The organism is Aeromonas sp. A35_P (genome assembly GCF_002259925.1).
Classification (GTDB): domain Bacteria; phylum Pseudomonadota; class Gammaproteobacteria; order Enterobacterales; family Aeromonadaceae; genus Aeromonas; species Aeromonas dhakensis.
The window spans coordinates 1-23,520 of sequence record NZ_NEVB01000223.1; the positions used below are offsets into that span (position 1 = coordinate 1).

Sequence of the window (23,520 nt, forward strand, 5' to 3'; positions counted from 1 at the left end):
TTTTTGACTCTATTTTTCCCATGTATAGATGCCAGTCGCACCCAGGACGGTGCGATATAAGATGGAGTTTATTAATGAGAAAAACATCGTTAGCGTTGGCAATCTCGGCCCTGCTCTCGGCCCTGCCCATCGCTTCAGTTCAGGCGAGTGAGAGTTGCACCCCATTGACCGGCAAGGAAGCCGGCCTAGATACCGGCCGCAGCAGCGCAGCGCGCTGCCTGCCCGGCATCAACCCGCTGCAGGATCAGCAGTGGCACCTGCTCAACAGCGGCCAGAATGCCTTCAGCCCCCGCGGCGGCGTGGCAGGCAACGACCTCAACCTCTGGTGGGCACACCGTACCGGCGTGCAGGGTCAGGGCATCAACGTGGCCGTGGTGGATGACGGCCTGGCCATCGCCCACCCGGACCTGGCCGACAACGTTCGCCCCGGCTCGAAGAACGTGGTGACCGGCAGCAGCGACCCCACCCCGACCGATCCGGACAGTGCCCACGGCACCTCTGTCTCCGGCCTTATCGGGGCGGTCGACAACCGCATCGGCACCCTGGGGGTGGCCCCTCGCGTCCAGCTGCAGGGGTTCAACCTGCTGGATGAGCGCAGCAAGCAACTGCAGAAAGACTGGCTCTATGCGCTCGGCGGCAGCCCCGCCACCGCCGACAACCGGGTCTTCAACCAGAGCTACGGCATGAGCCTGGTGGATCCGCAAAGCGCCAGCGGGCTGGACCAGGTTCAGCTCGACCGCCTGTTCGAGCAGCAGACCCAGCAGGCGCAGGGCGCGGCCTATATCAAGGCGGCAGGCAACGGCTTCAACCGCATCGCTGCGGGTGACTACATGTTCAGCCGCACCGGCGCCCTGCCCAAGCTGCCGTTCGAGAACAGCAACATAGACCCCTCCAACAGCAACTTCTGGAATCTGGTGGTGAGCGCCATCAACGCCGACGGAGTGCGTTCCTCCTACTCCAGCGTCGGCAGCAACGTCTTCCTGAGCGCCCCCGGCGGGGAGTACGGCACCGATGCGCCGGCCATGGTGACCACAGATCTGCCCGGCTGCGACATGGGCTACAACCGCACCGACGATCCCAGTACCAACCGGCTGCACAACAACCCGCAGCTGGATGCCACCTGTGACTACAACGGCGTGATGAACGGCACCTCGTCGGCCACCCCCAACACCTCGGGCGCCATGGCGCTGCTGATGTCCGCCTACCCGGATCTGTCGGTGCGGGATCTGCGCGATCTGCTGGCCCGCAACGCTACCCGCATCGATGCCGGCCAGCAGCCGGTCCAGGTCAGCTATACCGCCGCCAACGGCCAGCGCCGCCAGGTTACCGGCCTGGAAGGGTGGGAGCGCAACGCCGCCGGCCTCTGGTACAGCCCCACCTACGGCTTTGGTCTTATCGACGTGAACAAGACCCTGACGGCGGCCGCCAACCACACTCCGCTGCCGCCGCTGGTGCAGTTGACGGCTCAGAAGGTCACGGTGCCGCGCAGTGAAGGGAGCATCGCGGATGTGGGCAGCAGTGCCACCCGCTCCAGCACCCAGGTGGCGCAGGCCTTGACCGTCGAGGCGGTCCAGGTCACGGTGAGCCTGGATCACCAGCGTCTGCCCGACCTGCTGATCGAGCTGGTCTCCCCGTCCGGCACTCGCAGCGTGCTGCTCAACCCCAACAACAGCCTGGTGGGGCAATCCCTCGACCGGCAGCAGTTGGGTTACGTGCGCACCAAGGGTCTGCGCGACATGCGCATGCTCTCTCACAAGTTCTATGGCGAAGCGGCCCAGGGCGAGTGGCGACTGGAGGTGACCGACGTCTCCAATAGCAGCCGCCAGCTGACGCTGGTTGACCTCAATACCAACCGCCGCAGCACCCTGACCGAGCGCAACAACAGCCAGCCGGGTCAACTGCTCAACTGGTCCCTGCGGGTGATCGGCCACGATGCCGCCCGCTCATGATCACAAGGAGTCACAAGATGAAACACAGCTTACTCGGCCTGGCTCTGGCCGGCCTCCTGGCTTCGGCCGGCGTGCACGCCGCCGATGAATCGGTGGTGATCGACGGCAAGCAGTACCGCACCATCGAGGTGAACGGTCAGACCTACCTCACCCCGGACAACGGCAGCAAGCAGCGGGTCGCCCGCAGCGCAGACGGCAAGGCGCCCCGGCAAACCCTGCGCAGCGGCGATGTGCTGCTACAAGGGGTGGCCAGCCCACAGCTCACCGCCAGCGGCACCCTGCTGGTGGAAGCCGATGACAACCAGGCCAGCGCGCTGGCCAGCCGTCACGGCCTGCGCTTCAAGCAGAGCAGCGGCGGCATCGCCCTGCTGGAAGCCAAGCCGGGCACCGATCTGAACGCCGTCGCCACAGCGCTCAAGCAGGAGGGGGTCAAGGTGCAGATTGAACTCGCCGGGGCCCTCAAACGGCCCAAGTAAACCGCTCCGGGCCATTGCCCGGGCATATCAGCTGATCTTCGAGGGGGCCAGTGGCCCCCTCGCGTGTTGCCCGCGGCCAGCGTCATTGGCCATCAGGCCACCCGTTTTCCCAATCTCCCCTGCCCCTCTCCCCTCTTGTCACTTTCAGCCCTTGGTTTGGCACCGCCTTTCGATGCGACCTTGCTCACAACTCGGCCCCCTTGCTCCCGTCGGCACATTTCTCGCCCCCCCGGGGCAAGGCGGCCTTCGCCCGACTTGTTAACCTGCCTGCTGCCAAACGCCTGCCCACGGGCCCGTTCGGCCTTCCTTGCGATATCCAATGGCAGCCGCCAGCAGAGCGGCCCAGCCCGGGCGGATGCCTTCCACCCGGTGTCGATATCTCCTTTTTATTTTTATTCAGACAGTTACGAGGACGTCTTCATGCCTATCACCACAAAATTGAAAGCGGTTTCACTGGGTGTCAGCCTAGCGCTGGCCGGCCTGCTGGTCGGTTGCAACCAGAATGACTCGGATCCCCTGGTCAAGGACGATGCCTATTACCGCGGCCAGGCCGAGGCCATGGTGGCCAAGCTGACCCTGAGCGAGAAGCTGGATCTGCTCTCCGGCCCCGGTTACGGCAGTGCCAACGGCGCCATCAACGTCAAGCAGGATGTGCCCGGCGTGGCGGGTTACATCAACGGCGTGCTGCGCAGCGCAGACGGCATCGACATTCCGGCCCTCAAACTGGCGGACGGACCGGCTGGGGTGCGGATCAACGCCAACCGCGACGGTGACAGCACCAGCTATTACGCCACCGCCTGGCCCATCGGCTCCCTGCTCGCCTCCAGCTGGGACGTCAAGCTGGTCAAGGCCGTCGGTGAAGCCATGGGGGACGAGGTGCGCCAGTACGGGGTCGACATCCTGCTGGCCCCGGGCATGAACATCCAGCGCAACCCGCTCAATGGCCGCAACTTCGAGTACTACTCGGAAGATCCCCTGCTCACCGGCAAAATCGGCGCCGCCATGGTCAACGGGGTGGAGAGCAACGGGGTAGGCACCACCATCAAGCACTACTTCGGCAACAACTCCGAGACCAACCGCAACCAGATCAACGACATCGGCGAACCGAGAACCTTCCGCGAGATCTACCTGCGCGGCTTCCAGATAGCGGTGGACGAGGCCCAGCCCTGGGCGGTGATGACCTCCTACAACAAGGTCAACGGCACCTATGTCAACGAGCGCAGGGATGCGGTGACCGACCTGCTGCGCGGCGAGTGGAAGTTCGACGGCCTGGTGATGTCCGACTGGTTTGCCGGCGACGTGGCCAACAACGCCTACAAGCAGGTGCTGGCGGGGCAGGATTTGATCGAGCCTGGCAACGTCAAGGAGCAGTTGCAGCAATCCATCGAGCACGGCGATCTCGACGAGGCCAAGGTGAACGAGGCCGCCATCCACATCCTGACCCAGGTGATGAAGAGCCCCTCCTACAACCAGCTGGCCATCAGCAACAGTCCGGATCTGACCGCCCATGCCAAACTGGCCCGTCAGGCCGGCGCCGAGAGCATGGTGCTGCTGCGCAACGAGGCCGCGGCCCTGCCGCTGGCGACAAGCAGCAGCCTGGCCAGTTTTGGCATCAACCAGATCAACACCTACAAGGGCGGCACCGGCAGCGGGGATGTGAACGCCGCCAGCACCACCACCATCGCGCAGGGACTGGCGGCACGCTTCCCGGTCAACGAGGCGTTGCAGAGTTACTACCGCGATTTTTACGAGAACAACAAGGTCTATCACGAGGGGCAATTTGGCGCCAAGGGCTACTACACCTGCGCCGAGGCGCCAATCAGCGGCGATCTGGCGGCCCTCATCGCCAATGCGGCCGCCACCCAGCAAGCCGCCGTCATCAGCATCGGCCGCCAGGCCGGGGAAGGGGCGGATCGCAGCAGCGGCAAGGGGGACTATCTGCTCGGTGATGACGAACGCGCCCTCATCGACGCGGTGAGCAGCGCCTTCCACGCCCAGGGCAAGAAGGTGGTGGTGGTGCTCAACGTCAACGGCGTCATCGACACCGCCCAGTGGGGCGACAAGGTGGATGGCATCCTGCTGGCCTACATGGCTGGCCAGGAGACCGGCCACGCGGTGGCGGACGTGCTCTCCGGCGCGGTCAACCCGAGTGGCAAGCTGGCCCAGAGCTTCCCGCACAGCTACGCCAGCGTACCCTCTGCCGGCACCTTCCCGGGCGAGGACACCGACGGGGACGGCGAACCGGACGATCTCTACTACAACGAGGGGATCTACGTGGGCTATCGCTACTACAGCACCTTCGAGCAGGCGGTCTCCTACCCGTTCGGCTTCGGTCTCTCCTACACCAGCTTCAGCTACACCAACCCCGCCATCACCAGCAATACCCTGGAGGGCGGCAGCGCCGGCAACCTGTTGCTGACCGCCACCATCACCAATACCGGCGCCGTGGCAGGCAAGGAGGCAGCCCAGGTTTATGTGACCGCCCCCGAGGTCAAGCTGAAGAAACCGCTCATCGAGCTCAAGGCCTTTGTCAAGACGGCGCAACTGGCACCGGGGGCCAGCGAACAGCTGAGCTTCACCATTCCGGCCAGCATCCTCGCCAGCTTCGATGAGGCCAGCAACCAGTGGATCGTGGAGCCGGGTCGCTACAGCGCCTACATCAGCCCCTCGTCGGATGTCTCCGCCATCACGCCGGTCAGCTTCACGGTGAGCAAGGAGATAGTGGTGAGCAACACCACGCCGGGGGCACTGGCACTGCCGGCCGGAGTGGATCCCGCCAGCGTCACCACCATCACCCGCTAACAGAGGCAGGCAAGGCCGGGCACCCAGCCCGGCCATCCCTGACAGTTGCCCAGCAATGACCCGACCACGGGACCGGCCTTGCGCCGGTCCCGTTCTTATTGGCGGGCGTTGCGATAGGCCAGCGGCGTCATCCGGGTGTTGGCCTTGAAGAAGCGGTTGAAGGCGCTCTGGGACGAGAAGCCGACCCGATCGCTGATGTTCTGCAGCGGCTGATCCCCCTCCCCCAGCAAGCGGCAGGCTTCGCTCACCCTCGCGTCCCTCAGCAGGGTGGAGAAGCTGCTCCCCTCCCCCTGCAATTTGCGATTCAGGGTCCAGCGGCTGACATTCATGGCGGCGCACACCTCCTTGAGCAGGCTCTCGTCGCTCTCCAGCTCCCCTTCCCGGATCTTGTGGCGGATCCGCTCCCCCACCAGACAGGCAAAGGGGGCCCGCTCGGCGATGTCGGCGCAGATCTGCGCCAGCTGGGCCAGTTGCAGACGACCCAGCGGCTCGTTATAGCAGTGGCTGGGGCAGTCGAGCTGGGCGTTGTCGATGGTCAGGGTGTTTTCCCCCTGCTCCCAGCGGCAACGGGTTCCAAAGAACTGATCCAGCAGCTGATGGCGCGCTGGCGGCTGCCCCGTGAAGCCCACCGAGACCCGGGGATCCGCCAGATAGACCCGCAAAATCCGGTAGAGGATGATGAAGTTGGGGATGGCCTGACTCGCCCCCAGGCTGGCGGGCCCCTGATTGACATACAGGTATTGGCTGGCCTGCGCCCCCCGCCGCACCCGCAGTTCGTCACAACTGCCGATGATGGGACGATAGGCCAGCAGCACCTCGAGCGCCGCCCGCGGCGAGGGCTGGTTCAGGCACAGGCTGATGAGGGGTGGATAGTGCTGGTAGAGCTGGCCGATGTCGTAGGAGAGGATGGTCTCGTGAAAACTGGCCAGATAGGGCTGCATCAGTTGCAGCATCCGGTAGTGGCTGTGGGCTGGCAGCCGCCCCTGCTCCCGCTCGATGTCGAACGACGTGAGGCCGCCCGCCATCAGAATCGCATCGGGATCGCCTCCCTGCTGCTGGCAGGCACCCAGCATTCGTCTGATCACCTGATTTGATACGCTCTGTGACATCTGCCGTCCTGGCCTCCGTGCTGACAGGAAACTGCTCGTGATCCCCCGCCCGCCACTGGCGGCGGGCCTGCCACCCCGTGCAGCGGGTTGGCGCGACCATTATGGGGCGGTTGCAAAGCGAGCAGATGTAACGGAGTGTAAAAGCACGCGCCAGCGCGCCTATTTGGGCACATTCGGCCGCCATATCGGACCAGTTGCGTCAGGTTCAGTCATGAAAAATGGCGCCCGTGGGCGCCATCTTGATGGGAGCTGTGCAGCCTGCGTCAGCTCGCCTTGTGCTGCTCGGCCAGATAGAGCCAGGTATCGACCACGGTATCCGGGTTGAGCGACACCGAGTCAATCCCCTGCTCGACCAGCCAGGCGGCGAAGTCCGGGTGATCGGATGGCCCCTGGCCGCAGATCCCCACATACTTGCCCGCCTTGCGGGCGGCGGCAATGGCCATCGCCAGCAGCGCCTTGACCGCCTCGTTGCGCTCGTCGAACAGGTGGGCGATAAGGCCCGAGTCCCTGTCAAGTCCAAGGGTGAGCTGGGTCATGTCGTTGGAGCCGATGGAGAAGCCGTCCACGTGCTCGAGGAACTTGTCTGCCAGCAGGGCGTTACTCGGGATCTCGCACATCATGATCACCTTGAGCCCCCGCTCGCCACGGCGCAGACCGTTCTCGGCCAGGATGTCGATCACCTGCTCCGCCTCGCCCACGGTGCGCACGAAGGGGATCATCACCTCGACGTTGGTCAGCCCCATGACATCGCGCACCCGCTTGATCGCCTCGCACTCGAGGGCAAAACAGGGGCGGAAGCTGTCGGCGATGTAACGCGACGCACCGCGAAAACCGATCATCGGGTTCTCTTCGTGAGGCTCGTAGCCACGGCCACCCACCAGGTTGGCGTACTCGTTGGACTTGAAGTCCGACATCCGCACGATCACCCGCTCCGGCCAGAAGGCGGCGGCCAGGGTGGCGATGCCTTCGGTCAGCTTGGCGACATAGAACTCGCGCGGGCTCTCGTAGCCGGCGATCATCTTGCCGATGGTGGCCTTGAGCTCGGGGCTCTGCTGGTCGAATTCCAGCAGCGCCTTGGGGTGCACCCCGATCATCCGGTTGATGATGAACTCCAGGCGGGCCAGACCGACACCGGCGTTCGGCAGCTGGGCGAAGTCGAATGCCCTGTCCGGGTTGCCGACGTTCATCATGATCTTGATGGGCAGGCGCGGCATGTTGCCCACCTCGGTCACCGCCACGTCAAAGTCGAGTTCGCCGTCGTAGATGAAACCGGTGTCCCCTTCCGCGCAGGAGACGGTAATGAGCTGGCCTGGTTCGATGCGCTTGGTGGCATCACCGCAACCCACCACCGCCGGAATGCCCAGTTCGCGGGCAATGATGGCGGCGTGACAGGTACGCCCACCACGGTTGGTGACGATGGCTGAGGCCCGCTTCATGATGGGCTCCCAGTCCGGGTCGGTCATGTCGGTGACCAGCACGTCGCCGGGCTGCACTTCGTCCATCTGGCTGATGGAGGAGATGACCCGCGCCGGGCCCGCCCCGATCTTGTGGCCGATGGCGCGCCCCTCGATCAGCACCTTGCCCGCTTGCTTGAGGGCGAAGCGCTCGAGGGTGTTGGCCTCCTGGCGGCTGCGCACGGTTTCCGGGCGAGCCTGCACGATGTAGAGCTTGCCATCCTGCCCGTCCTTGGCCCACTCGATGTCCATCGGGCGGCCGTAGTGCTGCTCGATGATGAGGGCCTGCTTGGCCAGCTCCATCACCTCGGCATCCGTGATGCAGAAGCGGCTGCGCTCGGCCTCATCGGTATCGACGATCTGCACCTGACGGCCGTGGCTGGCATCGCCGGAATAGGTCATCTTGATGAGCTTGGAGCCGAGGGTCTTGCGCACCACCGCCGGGCGTCCTGCCTTGAGGGTCGGTTTGTGCACGTAGAACTCGTCGGGGTTGACCGCCCCCTGCACCACCATCTCGCCAAGGCCCTGGGCGCCGGTGATGAACACTACGTCGTTGAAACCCGACTCGGTATCCAGGGTAAACATGACGCCGGAGGCGGCGAGATCAGAGCGCACCATGCGCTGGATCCCGGCCGACAGGGCGACCCCCTTGTGGTCATAGCCCTGATGTACCCGATAGGAGATGGCGCGATCGTTGAACAGTGAAGCAAACACATGCTTGACGGCAATCATGACGGCGTCGATGCCGCGCACGTTGAGGAAGGTCTCCTGCTGGCCGGCAAAGGAGGCATCCGGCATGTCCTCGGCAGTGGCGGAGGAGCGCACCGCAAAAGAAGCGTCAAGCCCGCCGCTGAGCTTGTCGTAGGCAACCTGGATCGCCTGCTCCAGCTCGCTCTGGAACGGGGCTTCAATCACCCAGTCACGGATCTGCTGGCCTGCCCGGTTGAGGGCGGCGATGTCGTCCACATCCAGGCTGTCGAGCAGATCGTGGATCTTGCCGTTGAGGCCGCTTGACTCCAGAAACTCGTTAAACGCAAAGGCGGTGGTGGCAAACCCGCCCGGCACGGAAACTCCGGCACCAGAGAGGTTGCTGATCATCTCGCCAAGGGATGCATTTTTGCCGCCAACTCGTTCTACGTCCTGCATTCCGAGTTGCTCGTACCAGAGTACGTACTGTTGCACTTGCATGTCTCCAGGTTGGTGGGCACTGTGCCGCCATGGCACCTTGTGCGCCAGTTTATGTGCGTTATTGTCTGTTTCTACTGTTGCCAACGACCATGAAAACGTTTTCTACTTATTGTCAAAAAAATCCCCGAGCAAGATTTGGGGATGGTCGAATGACACAGACATTCTACAATACCAACACAAAAAGGTAACGACTCAGGTTTGCAAGCCACTTCACAACTTGGGCACGGCAGACCGGTTGACAAAAACGATATGGTTTCGAGAGATACTTCTTGCTAGCCAGCTCGCCGACCCCCTCACAGGAGCCCCCAGTGCACACCGTATTCTATGTTTCAGACGGCACCGCCATCACAGCCGAAGTGTTCGGCCACGCCGTGTTGAGCCAGTTTCCGCTGGCCTTCGAGCAGATCACCATCCCCTTTGTCGAAACCCTGGAGAAGGCGCGCCAGGTACGGATGCGCATCGACGAGCAATTTCGCCAGACCGGGGTTCGCCCCATTCTGTTCCACACCATCGTCGATCATCAGGTGCGCGAGGAGGTGCTCAAGGCCCAGGCCAGCAGCCACGACTTTCTCAACACCTTCGTCAGCCCGCTGGAGTACGAGCTCGGGGTGAAGGCCGAACCCAGGCTGCACCGCACCCACGGCATGGAGAACCGCAAGCTCTATGACGATCGCATCGAGGCGGTCAACTTCGCGCTGGCCAATGACGATGGCATCACCACCAAGGAGTATGAGGAGGCAGACATCATCCTGATCGGGGTCTCCCGCTGCGGCAAGACGCCGACCAGCCTCTATCTGGCCCTGCAGTTCGGCATTCGCGCCGCCAACTACCCCTTCATCGAGCAGGACATGGGAGTTCTGGATCTGCCGGCCGCCCTCAAGGCCAATCGCCACAAGCTGTTCGGCCTCACCATCGCCCCCCAGCGGTTGCACGAGATCCGCAACCAGCGCCGCGCCAACAGCCGCTACTCCTCGCTGGAGCAGTGCGAACAGGAGCTGGCCTGCGTCGAGCGGCTGTTTCGCCAGGAGGCGATCCGCTTCCTCGACACCAGCTCCCATTCGGTGGAGGAGATCAGCGCCAAGATCCTCGAGGCCACCGGCCTGCGTCGTCAGCTTTATTGAGAAACGCCGCCCGCCGGCAAGCTGGCGATACGGCAAACGACCATGAAAAATCGCCGGATACATTTGTATCCGGCGCTTGTGGACTGAACCTCAACGGGGCTGGGAGCCCGGGCGGTTCAGCTCTCTGTTGTTCATCAGCATGGCGTAGAAGTTGAGCACACCGTGACGCCGCCGAACCCGTTCAGCCAGCCAGAGGGCCGGCAGCAGGCCGATGGCACCGGCGATCAACAAGACAGCCCGCAGGTGCATCACCAGATAGTCATCACCCTGTACGGCCCACACCAGCAGGCATCCCGCCGCCATGGTCAGCAGCAGGGGCGAAAGCCACACGGCCAACCACAGCGCGACGGCCAGCAAACTGCCAATAATACGTTGCATGAAGCGCATCCTTGTTGCAGAGGAGGCTTCATAAAACAGGAAATACCATAAGAGTCAACCGGGCAGCATTCGATTGTTCACAATATAGCCAAACACTTCCCTGCCAGCTTCCTCGCTCCCTAAAAACCTGCCTTTTGCCGAAAAAACCAGCGAATGATGAGGAAAACAGGTGCATCGGCGATGGATTATCACTATTCTGCTTCCGTTGGTAGTCGCCATAAAAAACAGAAAGCGACCCACTGTAACGAAATAAATACGGACTTCGTCACGTTTCAGGCACGCTTTGCCGTGCACGGTCACATGGAGTGACCCGACGGACGAGATGACAGACGAATGACTTCAGAAGACGTAAGGAAGGAAGAATGGATCTTCAACAAAACGGCGAGGAGCTGAAGCGCGGTTTGAAAAACCGCCATATCCAGCTCATCGCACTGGGCGGCGCCATCGGCACCGGCCTGTTTCTCGGCATTGCCCAGACCATCAAGATGGCGGGCCCCTCCGTGCTGCTTGGCTATGCCATCGGTGGTTTTATTGCCTTCCTGATCATGCGCCAGCTGGGCGAGATGGTAGTGGAAGAGCCGGTAGCCGGCTCCTTCAGCCACTTCGCCTACAAATACTGGGGTGACTTCGCCGGCTTTGCCTCCGGCTGGAACTACTGGGTGCTCTATGTGCTGGTGAGCATGGCCGAGCTGACCGCGGTGGGCATTTATGTTCAGTACTGGTGGCCCGAGATCCCGACCTGGATGTCGGCGGCCTTCTTCTTCGTGCTGATCAACGCCATCAACCTCTCCAACGTCAAGGCGTTTGGCGAGATGGAGTTCTGGTTCGCCATCATCAAGGTGGTGGCCATCATCGGCATGATAGGCTTCGGCGGCTACCTGCTGGCCAGCGGCAACGGCGGCCCGGACGCCAGCGTCAGCAACCTGTGGGCCCAGGGCGGCTTCTTCCCCAACGGCATCAGCGGTCTGGTGATGGCGATGGCGGTGATCATGTTCTCGTTCGGCGGGCTCGAGCTGGTCGGCATCACGGCCGCCGAGGCCGACAATCCCGAGAAGAGCATCCCCAAGGCCACCAATCAGGTGATCTACCGGATCCTCATCTTCTACATCGGCGCCCTGGCCGTGCTGATGTCCCTCTACCCCTGGGGCAAGGTGGTAGAAGGTGGCAGTCCCTTCGTCATGATCTTCCACGCACTGGACAGCAATCTGGTGGCCACCGTGCTCAACATGGTGGTACTGACCGCAGCGCTGTCGGTTTACAACAGCTGTGTCTACTGCAACAGCCGCATGCTGTTTGGTCTGGCCAAGCAGGGCAACGGCCCACGCAGCCTGCTCAAGACCAACAAGAGCGGTGTGCCGGTAGTGGCCATCTCCGTCTCCGCCGCGGCAACCCTGCTCTGCGTACTCATCAACTACCTGATGCCGGGCAAGGCGTTCGAACTGCTGATGGCGCTGGTGGTCTCCGCCCTGGTCATCAACTGGGCCATGATAAGTCTCGCGCACCTGAAGTTTCGCAAAGCCAAGGTCGCAGAAGGCGTTCAGCCCAAGTTCAAGGCGTTCTGGTACCCGTTCGGCAATTATCTCTGCCTCGCCTTCATGGCTGGCATCCTGGTCATCATGTACCTGACCCCGGGCATCCAGATCTCGGTACTGCTCATCCCGGTCTGGATCATCGTGCTGGCCATCGGCTATCAGCTCAAACAAAAACGCCAGAGACGGGTGGCGACCAACCTCGGCTAACCCCTTTCCTCGCACCTCTTCAATGCCGGTCACTGACCGGCATTTTTCTGGCCGGCGTTCCCTCCGCGAACCAACATCCATATCGGCCCCCCTCTTCACCCATGCAGATAGCCCAGGCCGGGATCAGCCTCAAGAACGGGCCGGCAGATCCCGGCAAAATCTGCTTGCAAGAGGGCAGCTCCCGGAAAGCAACAAGCCCGAGACACTGGGCTCGGGCCTGGAGACGACAAGGGGTGAAAGCCGCTGGATTATTCCAGCAAGAAGACGGCTTCCACGTTGTCAGTGACGGTGATCTGCTGTTGCTGATAGCTGTTGTCCACCATCTCCGCCGCGGGTGCCGCCATGGCGGCGACCTTGAGAGCCCGGCTGTAGACCGGCATGGGAGTATTGTTGCGATACTCGACGCTGTAGACCTTGCCGAGCTTCATGCCAAACGCCTTGGCCAGCGACTCCGCCTTGCTCTTGGCATCCTCGACCGCACCGAGGCGAGCCTGTTCTTTCATGGCTTGCGGTGCCTTGAGGCCGTACTCAATCTGGGAGACGGACTCCAGCCCGGCCTTGAGCGCGGTATCCATCAGCTCGCTCAGCTTGTCGAGTTGATAGAGCTTGACCGCCAGCTGGCGCTGGGCACGATAGCCCACCAGTTCCGGCTTCTTGTTCTGCGGATACTGATACTCCGGGGAGATCACCAGATTGCCCGCCTCAACGTCAGTGCGCTTGATGCCCAGTCCTTCGAGCTGGCCAAAGAAGGCGGCAACCTTACCATCCACCTGCTGCTTGGCCTTGATGCCCTGCTTCTCCAGCGCCGTTACGGAGACATTCAGGGTCAGCATGTCGGGCTCTGCTTTTTGCTCGGCATAGCCGCTCACCACCAGATGGGGGGCTTGCGGCACTTCAAGGGCAAACAGGGGTGCACTGATAACCAGGGCAGACAGGGTAAGCAGGGGACGCCACATAAAAAAAGACCTCAATCTATTGGAGTGAGGTCATTATGCCCATCGCCGAATGGGATTCATATATCGTGCAACGGCGGGATCTGATCCAGTACCTGATTGGTCATGTCGATATTGATGCTGATCTCACTGCCAGCCAGCTCCGGATGGCCAGCCGTTACAGGGGACGCACTGCGGGAAGTGAGCAGTACATCATCAAAGTGGAAGGAGTCCCACGACAGAACATGACCGGACAAGGGGGTGACCGGATCCGGCATCGTGGTGGTCACCAAGGGAGCACAGTCGATGCTATCAGAGTGACCGAGCAGATCCTGCAGGCAGACATCGCTCAAACTCTGCAACGTATACTCCTGCTGCCCCTGTTCATGACCGACCAGCACCATCATGCGAGGCGGCTCTGCATCGACGGCTGGCGTAAAAGAGATAGTGGCCGCAGCAAAGTCCACATTCAGTGAACCAGCCACCTCGCCATCATCGCTCTCCAGATCCAGCGCATCAATCCGATCACCCGCCATCGTGGCGTGATAGCCAAACTGGCCGGTACAGGTAATACTGCCCTGCCCGTCCCAGCTGTAGCGAATGCCATCGATATCGATCCAATTAAATGACTGCATGGTGACCTTCTCCTGTACTGCCGCTATCTTAGCCGCCCCCTCAGTCAAAGAACAGGGGCCAGGCATGGCCCGGCCCCGTTCGCTGGTTACGGATCTACCTTGAGATTACCGTCATCCAGCAATTGCTTGATGATGTCGTGGTTGGTTGTGAGCCCTCCGTTTTGATCCAGATCCAGGCTGCCCTGGAATTGGACGGTCAATTGAGAGCCGCCGCTTGCCGATCCGTTCGTGTCTATGGTCAGCTTGTTGGTCGTGGTGTCGAACTGCAGATAGTTGTCCAGCACCGTGGCCAGGTCATTGTTGTTGAACCCCGAGGGAACACCAACCAGCAGATCCGACAGATCCAGCACATCACCACCGCCGGTCGGATTGCCCAGCGTGAAGTCGGTAATTGTGTCGGTACTGCCATCCGCATCGCCAGCAATCCACTTGAAGGTATCGCTGCCTGCCCCCCCCGTCATGGTGTCGCTGCCCAGACCACCGATCAACAGATCGTTGCCATCTCCTCCTTGCAATATGTCGTTGCCAATTCCGCCGATCAGGGTGTCATTGCCGGACTCCCCATACAGGGTATCGTTTCCACTGCCACCATCCAGCACATCATTGCCCGACCCGCCAACCAGAGTGTCATTGCCTCCCATCCCGTACAGCAGATCATCACCATCACCACCCGACAGGATGTTATCAAGGCTATTGCCCGTGATGCTGTCTCCGAAATCGGACCCGATGGCGTGCCCTTGCGTACTGGTCAGGGTCACATTCACCGCGCTGACGGAGTCGCCATAGTCCACGGTAAAGGGGGCATCCGGCAGAAGGCTCAAACCGATGCTGCTATGAACGGCATCACCATCGCCGTCCGTCAGTGTGACCGGCAACTGCAAGTTGACCGGGACACCCGGGTTCGCCACGCTGGAGCCGAAATCACCAATCTTGAAGTCACTCCCTGCGGCATAATGGAACTCCAGACTGTTGTAACCATCTGCGGTATAGGCTGCCAGCTTGGTATTGGAGATCACCCCGGCGACAGTCGCAACATAAGCCACGCCAGCGGTCGGGTCATCATCGGTGAAAGTGACCGTAAAGCTATTTCCCCCCACCGTCACGGTCTGAGACATACCGGCGCCAATACTGACGATCCTGGTCGACCCGTTGTAACTGATGGCCACAGCCGTCAGCGACTCCTTGTTGCCATCGCCAATATCGTTGTCAGTGTCCACATCCTGGCGGGCAACCAGTTTCACACTGGAGCTGCCATTGATCGCCGTAAACATGGCTGAGGCGCCATTCACATCATAGTGTGCCTCAAAGGCATGGGTCTGGTTGGCCAGATTGCCATAAGAGCCACCATTGACCGGACTGCCTGTCAGGTCGATGACAAAATCGATCCGCATCGCTTCACCCGGACCAACAGATGCCCCGCCACTGATCCCCCCCGTGTTGGCAGAGGTGTTCACTGTCCCGCCGTCCACGCCATTGGTCATCGCCGTCAGCAGCAGATCCTTGCTGTCGTCATTGGCCACCGTATTGAAACCGGCCCAGGACGCATTGCCACCAACAAAGTTGTACCCCCCGTTATTGAAATCGATCGTGGTCTGCCCACCATCGACCTCGCCAATCATCTGGATCTGATAAGTCCCGGATGCAGGCTGCAAGGTGGCAATGAACACGGTGCCGGCCGCTGTTGTAGCAGTCAGGGTGATACCATCCGACGACAAGGCGTAGGTGATGGGCAAACCACCCGAGGTCAGGCCACTGCTGCCATTCAGACTACTGTCAAAGCGGATCGAACCGCCATCAGCACCGTAATTGTTCAACAGCGAGCCATCACCATCCAGCAGGAAGGTCTCTGTAAGCCCGGACTGGTTCAGCATGACTCCCATCGCGGGCGTCATGACAAGCGGCACATCGTCCTCAAATCTGATGTTGCCACCCAGGTCTGCACTCACCGTCCCGGTCGCGGTGTCGTTGTCGCCATCCACCACCGTCACGGTCGCACTCAGCAATACCTTGCCACTGGCCAGGCTGATGAGGCTATCGTTCACGTTCTGCGGCAGATGATCCAGCGCCTCAGACTGGGTCAGCGTCACCGTGCCGTTGCTCGCCACGCTGATGCGGAACACCTCCCCGTCCGTGGTCGACCCCACGATGTCGTTGCCCACCTTGGTCAGGGTGATGGCCAGCCCGTGGCTGGTCAGCCCGCTGTTGCTGTCGGTCACGCTCAGGCTGTAGCCGCTCACCGTGGTGCTGCCCGCGCCGTCCGCCCCATAGCTCGGCACCGCCGCCGCCAGGAACGCCGCCGCAAAGCTGGCACTCGCCGTGTCGGTGTTCGGCCCGATAGTGTCCGCATCCTGGGTGGTCAGGGTGATGCTGCCGTCCGCTACCCCATTGATGGTCACGCTCGGGCCGTCATCCTCGAAGCGGAACACGCTGTTGGCACCCAGATCCATCGCCGCACTGGCGCGGTCGCCATCGGCGTCGGTCACGGTCTGCACCAGGGTCAGCACGCCCTGCCCCACGGTCAGCGCCACGCTGTCATCTGCATTGCTGGTGTCGCCATGCCAGACGTTGTCCACCAGGGCCAGGGTCACTTCCCCGGTGGTCGGATTGATGGTCAGGGTGAAGTAATCCACCCCGCCGGCGCTGCCGGTGATGACGCTGCCCACCTGATTGAGCAGAATGGCCGCCCCCTGGCCGTTGGCGGCCAGTGGATCGACCGCATAGAGGCCGCTTGCCACGTTGCTGCCGCTCAGCGCCAGGCTGTAGCCGATGCTGCCCGCCCCGTCGGCCCCGAAGGCCGGGTTGAACTGGGCCTGCACGTCGGCCGCGCTCAGGTTGGCACTGGCCACCCCGTCGCCGCCCACCCCGCCCAGGCTGACCAGGCTCTCGTCCACGGTCGCCCCCAGGCTCGGCGCTTCTTCTGCCAGCCCGGCCCGCGGGCCGTCATCCTCGAAGCGGAACACGCTGTTAGCGCCCAGATCCACCGCCGCACTGGCACGGTCGCCATCGGCGTCGGTCACTGTCTGCACCAGGGTCAGCACGCCCTGCCCCACGGTCAGCGCCACGCTGTCATCTGCATTGCTGGTATTGCCATGCCAGACGTTGTCCAACAGGGACAGGGTCACTTCCCCGCTAGTCGGGTTAATGGTCAGGGTGAAGTAATCCACCCCGCCGGCGCTACCGGTGATGACATTGCCCACCTGATTGAGCAGGATCGCCGCCCCCTGGCCGTTGGCGGCCAGCGGATCAACCGCATAGAGGCCGCTCGCCACGTTGTTGCCGGACAGCGCCAGGCTGTAGCCGATGCTGCCCGCCCCGTCGGCACCAAAGGCCGGGTTGAACTGGGCCTGCACGGTGGCCGCGCTCAGGCTGGCACTGGCCACCCCGTCACCGCCCACCCCGCCCAGGCTGACCAGGCTCTCATCGACGGATACAGTTCCCAACCCTTCCGCATTAGAGGTCAGGGTAACGCTGGGAATATCATCCTGAATGACAACATCCAGACTGCCGTTGGCCGTGTCACCATCCGTATCAACCAGCACGACGTTAAAGCTCTCCACCAGTGACGCATCGTTAACTGGTTGGGTATGTGTCTCGCTATCGTTCAGGGTATAGCTGTAGCTCACGCTTCCCGTACCGGTAACGGCGTTGAAATTGATACCGGTAACGGTCAACTGATTGCCCAACGGGCTGACGATGGTTTGCGGGAACGAAGTGATGGCTTGCCCATTGGTGATCAATGCAACACCACCCAGGGTCAAGCTCTGGACACCATCGGCTGCACTGAAGGTAAAAGTACCACTCTGGGTCAAGGCTGCTGCATTGGGATTACTGCCATCTGCCAGGGAGGCTTCATTGAGCGTCAGCTCTCCCCCTTCTATCTGCAGACCAGCCAATTCGACCGGTTCATCAACCGGCGTAATGGCAATGGTCAACGTGGATTGGACAGTATCTACACCATCGGTGACGGTATAACTGACGACGGGAACGGGACCGTTATAATTGGGAGCCGGCGTAAACTGATAGCTACCATCCGCATTGATCAGCAGAGTGCCGATCCCTGCCAAGCTGACTGGTGTACCCAAGGTGGCATTGGCAACCCCACCCCAGCTAAATCCAGACACGGAAGCCGCCTGCGGGCCATCACTGTCGATGGTGTTGGCAAGCAGGTTGCCCGACACGACTACATCTTCCGTCACCGTCACATTCTCTCCCCCATCGGCGAGGTCATTGACAGGGGTGATCGTCAGCTCCAAGGTGGATTGCACCGTATCAGTGCCATCAGTCACGGTATACACCACTGGTGGAACGGTGCCATCGTAGTTGGGGGCTGGGGTAAATGTGAAACTGCCATCCGTATTGACGATGAGCGTGCCTACTCCGTCGATGGTCACGCTGGTACCGGCAGCTATATTGGCGTTGTCTCCCCAGCTGAAGATTACAACCGTCGCCGCTTGCGGCCCATCGGTATTCACCGTGTTGTCGAGCAAATTACCACTCAGAGATCCATCTTCAGCAACGACCAGTTGCTCTCCCTGATCCGTCAGTTCATTGACCAGCAAGGGCTCCGCAATCTGCTGGGTATCCACCACCGGCTCAGCCTGATAGGTAGTGTCAAACCCAGCTGCAGCGATAGTGGCATCACCAATCCTGTCGATAGTTACAAAACCGCCGTTTCCGCTGGCTCCAGCAACCCCACCGATCCCACCGCCACCACCTGCAGCCGGAGCACCACCCGCAGCTGACGCTTCAAAGTTTTGCGTCGGGTCAACCCCTTGCAAAATTGACTTTTGCAAGGCGGCTATATCGGGAGAGGCCGCATTTCCGGCATCCGGAGCCGGTGGCTGGCCGGTAGCAGGCGCATCATGGGCAGGCGCATCCGGTGTGGCCGCCACAGGTGAATCATCGTAGGGCGCCAACAGCAATTTGGCATCATCTGCAATGTTGAGCTTTGCCCCGGGTTGCAGGATCTCTCCTTTTTGCAGCGGACGGCTGCTTCCATCAGCCAGCACGATTTGCACATTGCCTTCAACGGCAGAAACCACAACGGTTTTATCGATGATTTGGGTACGCATATCCATTGCTCCAACGTGACGGATCTCGATGTCTACACCATAGATGTCCGTGCTTCTTGCATCCGTTGCAAAAATGTATGGAATTCACGTCAAAACAGGGGAGAGAAAATGTACGAAATCGAATGTTCTTTTTTATATCGTCAAATCAATCAGTTGCGAGACATCAAATGAGGCCATCTAGCCTAATTAAGCTAAGAATAGACAGACTTATTAACTTTTCGAATAAAAAAGGGGCCCTTGTGGGCCCCCTGAAATGCTTGGTCATGCTCACGGCAACGGAAATGCCGGGTGTACAAAGCCCTGGTAACCATCGATATGAAGCTTTGAGAGCAACTCGACCTGGTGTTGATCTTCCACTCTGGTCGCAATGGTTGTAACGCCGGCATTGTGGGCTGCACGACATACCGCAGCCAAGAAGGAAGTATCAGCCCCAGGCTCCATGACCTGGCTGGTATAGCCGTGGTCAACCTTGACATAGGAAGGTGCAAGCTCCTCCAGATACCCCAGTGACTGGAAGTGGCGTCCATAGTGATCCACCCCCCACTGAAAGTCATGCTCTTGCAAAGCATGAACCAGGGCTGTCACATGCTCCTTGTGCTTCATGATGGCGGCTTCTGGGATCTCGAACAGCAAGCGATCTTTCAATCCGGCATTGTCGCTCAGATAACCGGTCAGCCAAGTACGGAATTCATCTGAACAGAGCGAGCCGGCCGTAATATTGACCGCCAGGACCAGGTCTGGTTGCTGTTGCAACAATGAAACTGACGCATCCAGTATCGCCTGGTCAAACTCACCGCCCAGCTTGAACTGCTCGATGGCAGGCAGGAACTGGCCTGCGAAATAATCGGTACCATCGCGAGAGATGGAGGCAAACAGCTCTGCATGCATGCGCAGACCATTATCAAATCGGCAGGCCGGCTGCGCCTTGAAACGCCACAAATGCCGTGCAATCGCATCCTGAACCAGATCACGCCAGGCCAGGCGTCCCATCAACCCCTGATCTGTGCCCCCTTCCATCACCACGGCACCACGACGCTCATTGCGGGCCCTGCCGAGCGCATTGTCAGCCTTGGTCAACAGAGCCGACAAATCATCGTTGCCATCTCGGCCAGCAATGCCAATGACGGACAAGGCGCCCCCCTCACCCATGGGATTCACCACCAGATCGGCGATGCGACTGTTGATCACTTCTGCCAAATCTTTCAATTGGGAAAGGTCATCAGTCGGACACAACAGGGCATATTCCGTTGCCGAGATCCGTGCCACAGCAGAGCCATCCCACCCTTTAAGTTGTTCTTTCAAGGCCTGGGCTATCGACTTGACCATGTTGTCACGCGCAGCAAAACCCTCTTCGCGGTACAGATCGTCCAGCATGTCGACGGCAACCAACATGACACCACCTTGACCGGCCTCTGCAATCCAGGCGTTGACCTGACCCACGAAATAAGCCCGGTTGCCCAAGCCGGAGACCGCGTCGACGTAGACCCGCTCCCGCAGTTTTTCAGCCTCATCTGCCTGCTCTTTGAATTGCACGGCCAACTTGCTGGAGAGGGTATTGATGGCCTGAACCACCTGTTTCAATTCATGGGTCTTGGGTTCGGGAATGGCATGGCCAAAGTGATGCAACTCTATCTCGACGGCCTGCTCACAAATCTGCTTGAGCGGCTTGAGCAGGTAGTTGAGTGCCCGCATGAGCAAGATGGTGGTGATGAGAAAACCTATCAGGAACCAGCTGGCAAGCTCACTCATGCCACGCCACAACTCGTAATAGGCCTAGCCGGGATGACCAACGACCTTCAATTTACCCAGTTGCAGCCAGCCCGACGTCAGGATCGACTCATTGGATACTTCGGGAAACAACCCAAGATTGATGAACCATTGGGGAACACCTTGAATATTATTGGTATTTTCCTGCTCGATGACATCCTTGGAAGCCAGCAAGTCCAGACGGACCAGACGATAATATCCCCCGTCAAATATCGCCTGAATGACGGACTCAGCCCCCACCTTGTCACCATTTTCCAAATAAGGGGTCAGTGCCAGCCCCAGAGACGTGGCTGTATTGATGACGGTGGTTTCCTGCTGTTGGGCCAGATAGGTACGAGTCGAGTTGAATTGCACCCAATAGGTAGCTGCAAACAACAACCCGAACAGGATCAACATGGTTGCCAATAATTGTCTGTAGAGCGTCATAGGTTAATCATCCAAATTCAACACAGGCTGAGCCAATCGCCCCGACGTCATGCGATTGCGTAAATCATTCCATAATCCCAGGCGTGAGGACTGTCCAGCCAGTTCCCCTTGACCACGCGCCTTCATCAACCACAAGTGACTACCGTTAAAGCTGTATATCGGCACCAGATCCCTACGTTGACTGGCCGGCCGGATCGACCCTATCAAATTATCCAAAATGACGGGCACCGCAGACGGTGTTTCATAGTAAGCGACGACCATATGAAACTGGTTATAATCCAATGCCTTGACATAGACCATTCGCATCTTTTCATCCGGAACACCCAGCTCCAGCAGGGTAAAGTATTTTGAAATGCTGAAGTCTTCACAATCGCCACCGGCCGCTCCCAAAAACTCCAGCGGGGTTGCCCAGTAGTCTTTTTTTCGCCACAACTTGATGTCGTCAATAAACCGCATCTGGTTGAAAAACTGGTTAACCTTCTCCAGCTTCTGACGGTCGGTCAGGCCGGCGGCGCGATTCTGCATAACCAGTGTGCGCCAGGTGGTGACCCGCTTGCCGGCTCTGACGCCGTAGGTCTCCTGTGCCCGTTGTACCAGTTTGAGATCTTCAGGGGTAAGAGGCTGGCTGGCGGAGAGCAGTAGCGGCAGAGATATCAGCAGCAGCCAGAGTGAGCAGCGTAACCAGCGAGCGCGCAGCAGCTGGGTCAAGCCCGAGGTTGACGCCATGCCGATACTGCTTGCTCTATCCCATCCGGTCACATGCATCTTCGACAGATCCAATGGTGCTCACTGCATTGGCCAGAGATGGCCGTCAGAGACAAGGGATGGCGGCAGCCCGGCTGCAACCATCCCTTTCACTCGCATCAAGCCTGATGCGCACTCCATTACTGTTTGGCTTGCCAATCGGCCGGCTGCTTCACATTGAATGCGTTGAGCAGGCTGCCAGTGGCATTGAGGATCCGATAATCCGCCAGCAGGGAGTCATACTCTGCGGTAATGTAGCTGCGGCGTGCTTCAAACAGTTCGTTTTCGGTGTTCAATACGTCCAACAAGGTACGTTGACCGAGACCAAACTGCTTCTTGTACGCCTGCACAGTGTCATAGCTGGCATCCACGTGTTCTTTCAGGAAGGTCTTCTGTTTAGCCAAAGACTCTTTTGCGTTCCAGGCCAGGCGGGTTCCTTCCTCTACCTGACGGAAGGCATTCATGTGAATATCCTTGGCCTGGGAATAGAGTGCGGAAGTAGCCTTGCTCTGGGCCAGATCGGAACCACCGCGGAACAAGTTGTAGCGCATGCGTACCATGGCGGTCAGGTCATCGTTGCGCCCCTTGACGGCATCGATATCCTCGTTCCAGTTTTGATCCACTTCAAAGGTGACGTTGGGATAAAAACCGGATTTGGAACCCTCATGCTGGTACTTTGCGGCTTCGATATCCTGCAGGGAGGAGAGCAGTGTCGGATGAACTTCGGTTGCCGTCTTCAAGGCCGCATCCAGTGTGGTCGGAATCAGCTCGGCATTGGGCACCGGCTGCACCAGATCTTTGGGCATTTCGTTGACCACCCGGATGAACTCGCTTTCGGCATCGCGATAGTTGTTCTCGGCGGCAGCCTGGTTGGCGTAGGCTCTGGCTACCCGGCCATCGATCTGGGTCTGGTCAGCGGTCGAACCCAACCCCGAATCGGTCCGCTTGCTGATGTCGCTGCGGATCTGCTCGTGGGTTTCCAGGTTCTGCTTGGACAGCTCCAGGATCTCCTGCTGGCGCAGCATGTTGAGGTAGACCTCGGCCACCCGCAGTGCCGTGTTCTCCGCCTCGGAGATCATGGCCAGGCGCTGGGCATTGGCTTCGGCATCGGTACGCGCCACGTTGCTGCTGACGTTGAAGCCGTCGAACAACATCTGGCGCAGGCTGATACCAGCCTCTTTACGAGTCATTGAATCGTCGATGGTGGTCGAGTTTGCACCGGCCGCACGGGTGGTCGGGCTGTCAGTCTTCTCGTAGCCGACACCGCCACGCAGATCAATGGTGGGGTAGTAACCCCCTTTGGCCCCATCATGCTGATACAGTCGCGCCTGATAGAGATCAAAAGCTTCCTTGATTTTGGGATGGGTAGCCAATGACTGTGCCACTGACTCCTCCAGTGTTTGTGCCTGGCTTAGGCTGCGTTCTCAAAATGCTGGTTTTCTGTCCACCAATAGTTCCCGTAAGTAACGAAGGCAGAAAGCCAGCTTGATAAAAGCAGCAAAACTTCCCGCCAGCTTTTCATACCTCGTTGAGAATCGGCGAAACTTCTTCAGCCATCCGAAGCACCGTTCGACCACATTTCTCCTACGATAACGAGCTTTGTCTAACACCAGTGGACGTCCCTTATGGTGCCGTTGCTGGTCGCTGCGTTGCGGGATAACCGCTTTTATCTTTCTGCGCCGGAGTTCTGCCCGCAGAGCCCTGCTGCTATAGGCCTTATCTGCGGCA

14 protein-coding genes and 1 pseudogene are annotated in these 23,520 nt (G+C 60.1%); 5 read left to right on the forward strand and 10 right to left on the reverse strand.

What is annotated here, in order from left to right:
• Positions 1–74 precede the first annotated feature (74 nt).
• The 3 genes from asp to CAK78_RS17325 all read left to right on the forward strand — a co-directional run bounded on the left by asp (position 75) and on the right by CAK78_RS17325 (position 5,227).
• Complete coding sequence (gene asp / locus CAK78_RS17315) at positions 75–1,949, forward strand: serine protease Asp (protein WP_094698093.1); 1,875 nt, start codon at positions 75–77, stop codon at positions 1,947–1,949.
• 17 nt (positions 1,950–1,966) lie between these two features.
• Complete coding sequence (locus CAK78_RS17320) at positions 1,967–2,425, forward strand: serine protease chaperone (protein WP_045527249.1); 459 nt, start codon at positions 1,967–1,969, stop codon at positions 2,423–2,425.
• Between the two features lie 420 nt (positions 2,426–2,845).
• Positions 2,846–5,227: a beta-glucosidase gene (locus CAK78_RS17325; protein WP_176452839.1), complete on the forward strand. Its 2,382-nt coding sequence runs from the start codon at positions 2,846–2,848 to the stop codon at positions 5,225–5,227.
• Between the two features lie 95 nt (positions 5,228–5,322).
• On the opposite strand, the gene CAK78_RS17330 is transcribed toward CAK78_RS17325, so the two are convergent.
• Positions 5,323–6,300, reverse strand: a complete 978-nt coding sequence (locus tag CAK78_RS17330; protein ID WP_094698094.1) for an AraC family transcriptional regulator — start codon at positions 6,298–6,300, stop codon at positions 5,323–5,325.
• Between the two features lie 299 nt (positions 6,301–6,599).
• Positions 6,600–8,978 carry a phosphoenolpyruvate synthase gene (gene ppsA / locus CAK78_RS17335; protein ID WP_176452840.1) on the reverse strand — a complete coding sequence of 793 codons (2,379 nt, stop codon included), beginning with the start codon at positions 8,976–8,978 and terminating at the stop codon, positions 6,600–6,602.
• Between the two features lie 308 nt (positions 8,979–9,286).
• Here ppsA and ppsR point away from each other — a divergent pair, with 308 nt between their 5' ends.
• Positions 9,287–10,099, forward strand: a complete 813-nt coding sequence (gene ppsR / locus CAK78_RS17340; RefSeq protein ID WP_094698095.1) for a posphoenolpyruvate synthetase regulatory kinase/phosphorylase PpsR — start codon at positions 9,287–9,289, stop codon at positions 10,097–10,099.
• Positions 10,100–10,189: 90 nt separating this feature from the next.
• Here the strand turns inward: ppsR and CAK78_RS17345 are convergent, their stop codons facing one another.
• Complete coding sequence (locus CAK78_RS17345) at positions 10,190–10,477, reverse strand: hypothetical protein (protein WP_094698096.1); 288 nt, start codon at positions 10,475–10,477, stop codon at positions 10,190–10,192.
• A gap of 362 nt (positions 10,478–10,839) precedes the next feature.
• Between CAK78_RS17345 and CAK78_RS17350 the strand changes: the two genes are divergently transcribed.
• Positions 10,840–12,216: an amino acid permease gene (locus CAK78_RS17350; RefSeq protein ID WP_094698097.1), complete on the forward strand. Its 1,377-nt coding sequence runs from the start codon at positions 10,840–10,842 to the stop codon at positions 12,214–12,216.
• Positions 12,217–12,464: 248 nt separating this feature from the next.
• Here the strand turns inward: CAK78_RS17350 and CAK78_RS17355 are convergent, their stop codons facing one another.
• From CAK78_RS17355 to CAK78_RS17385, 7 genes and pseudogenes are all read right to left on the reverse strand, one after another.
• Complete coding sequence (locus CAK78_RS17355) at positions 12,465–13,172, reverse strand: SIMPL domain-containing protein (RefSeq protein ID WP_176452841.1); 708 nt, start codon at positions 13,170–13,172, stop codon at positions 12,465–12,467.
• 56 nt (positions 13,173–13,228) lie between these two features.
• On the reverse strand, positions 13,229–13,783 hold the full coding sequence (locus CAK78_RS17360) for a hypothetical protein (RefSeq protein ID WP_094698099.1): 555 nt from the start codon (positions 13,781–13,783) through the stop codon (positions 13,229–13,231).
• 86 nt (positions 13,784–13,869) lie between these two features.
• A complete protein-coding gene (locus CAK78_RS23190) occupies positions 13,870–18,855 on the reverse strand; it encodes a retention module-containing protein (RefSeq protein ID WP_254924815.1) in 4,986 nt (1,661 codons plus the stop codon).
• Between the two features lie 267 nt (positions 18,856–19,122).
• Positions 19,123–21,048, reverse strand: a pseudogene (locus tag CAK78_RS17370) (EAL domain-containing protein).
• A gap of 3 nt (positions 21,049–21,051) precedes the next feature.
• On the reverse strand, positions 21,052–21,774 hold the full coding sequence (locus CAK78_RS17375) for a transglutaminase-like cysteine peptidase (protein WP_094698101.1): 723 nt from the start codon (positions 21,772–21,774) through the stop codon (positions 21,052–21,054).
• A 158-nt stretch (positions 21,775–21,932) separates the two neighbouring features.
• Positions 21,933–23,189 (reverse strand): TolC family outer membrane protein, encoded by a 1,257-nt coding sequence (locus CAK78_RS17380; protein WP_094698102.1) that lies wholly within the window; start codon positions 23,187–23,189, stop codon positions 21,933–21,935.
• A gap of 27 nt (positions 23,190–23,216) precedes the next feature.
• Positions 23,217–23,520: transposase (locus CAK78_RS17385; protein WP_141214104.1), on the reverse strand; the 304-nt coding region annotated here is incomplete at its 5' end.

Bases quoted from the DNA above. Each gene is read 5' to 3' on its own strand.
- CAK78_RS17375 (WP_094698101.1), bottom strand. From the start codon at position 21,774: ATGGCGTCAACCTCGGGCTTGACCCAGCTGCTGCGCGCTCGCTGGTTA.
- CAK78_RS17360 (WP_094698099.1), bottom strand. From the start codon at position 13,783: ATGCAGTCATTTAATTGGATCGATATCGATGGCATTCGCTACAGCTGG.
- CAK78_RS17330 (WP_094698094.1), bottom strand. From the start codon at position 6,300: ATGCTGGGTGCCTGCCAGCAGCAGGGAGGCGATCCCGATGCGATTCTG.
- CAK78_RS17355 (WP_176452841.1), bottom strand. From the start codon at position 13,172: ATGTGGCGTCCCCTGCTTACCCTGTCTGCCCTGGTTATCAGTGCACCC.
- CAK78_RS17325 (WP_176452839.1), top strand. From the start codon at position 2,846: ATGCCTATCACCACAAAATTGAAAGCGGTTTCACTGGGTGTCAGCCTA.
- CAK78_RS17345 (WP_094698096.1), bottom strand. From the start codon at position 10,477: ATGCAACGTATTATTGGCAGTTTGCTGGCCGTCGCGCTGTGGTTGGCC.
- CAK78_RS17320 (WP_045527249.1), top strand. From the start codon at position 1,967: ATGAAACACAGCTTACTCGGCCTGGCTCTGGCCGGCCTCCTGGCTTCG.
- CAK78_RS23190 (WP_254924815.1), bottom strand. From the start codon at position 18,855: ATGCGTACCCAAATCATCGATAAAACCGTTGTGGTTTCTGCCGTTGAA.
- CAK78_RS17350 (WP_094698097.1), top strand. From the start codon at position 10,840: ATGGATCTTCAACAAAACGGCGAGGAGCTGAAGCGCGGTTTGAAAAAC.
- asp (WP_094698093.1), top strand. From the start codon at position 75: ATGAGAAAAACATCGTTAGCGTTGGCAATCTCGGCCCTGCTCTCGGCC.
- ppsA (WP_176452840.1), bottom strand. From the start codon at position 8,978: ATGCAAGTGCAACAGTACGTACTCTGGTACGAGCAACTCGGAATGCAG.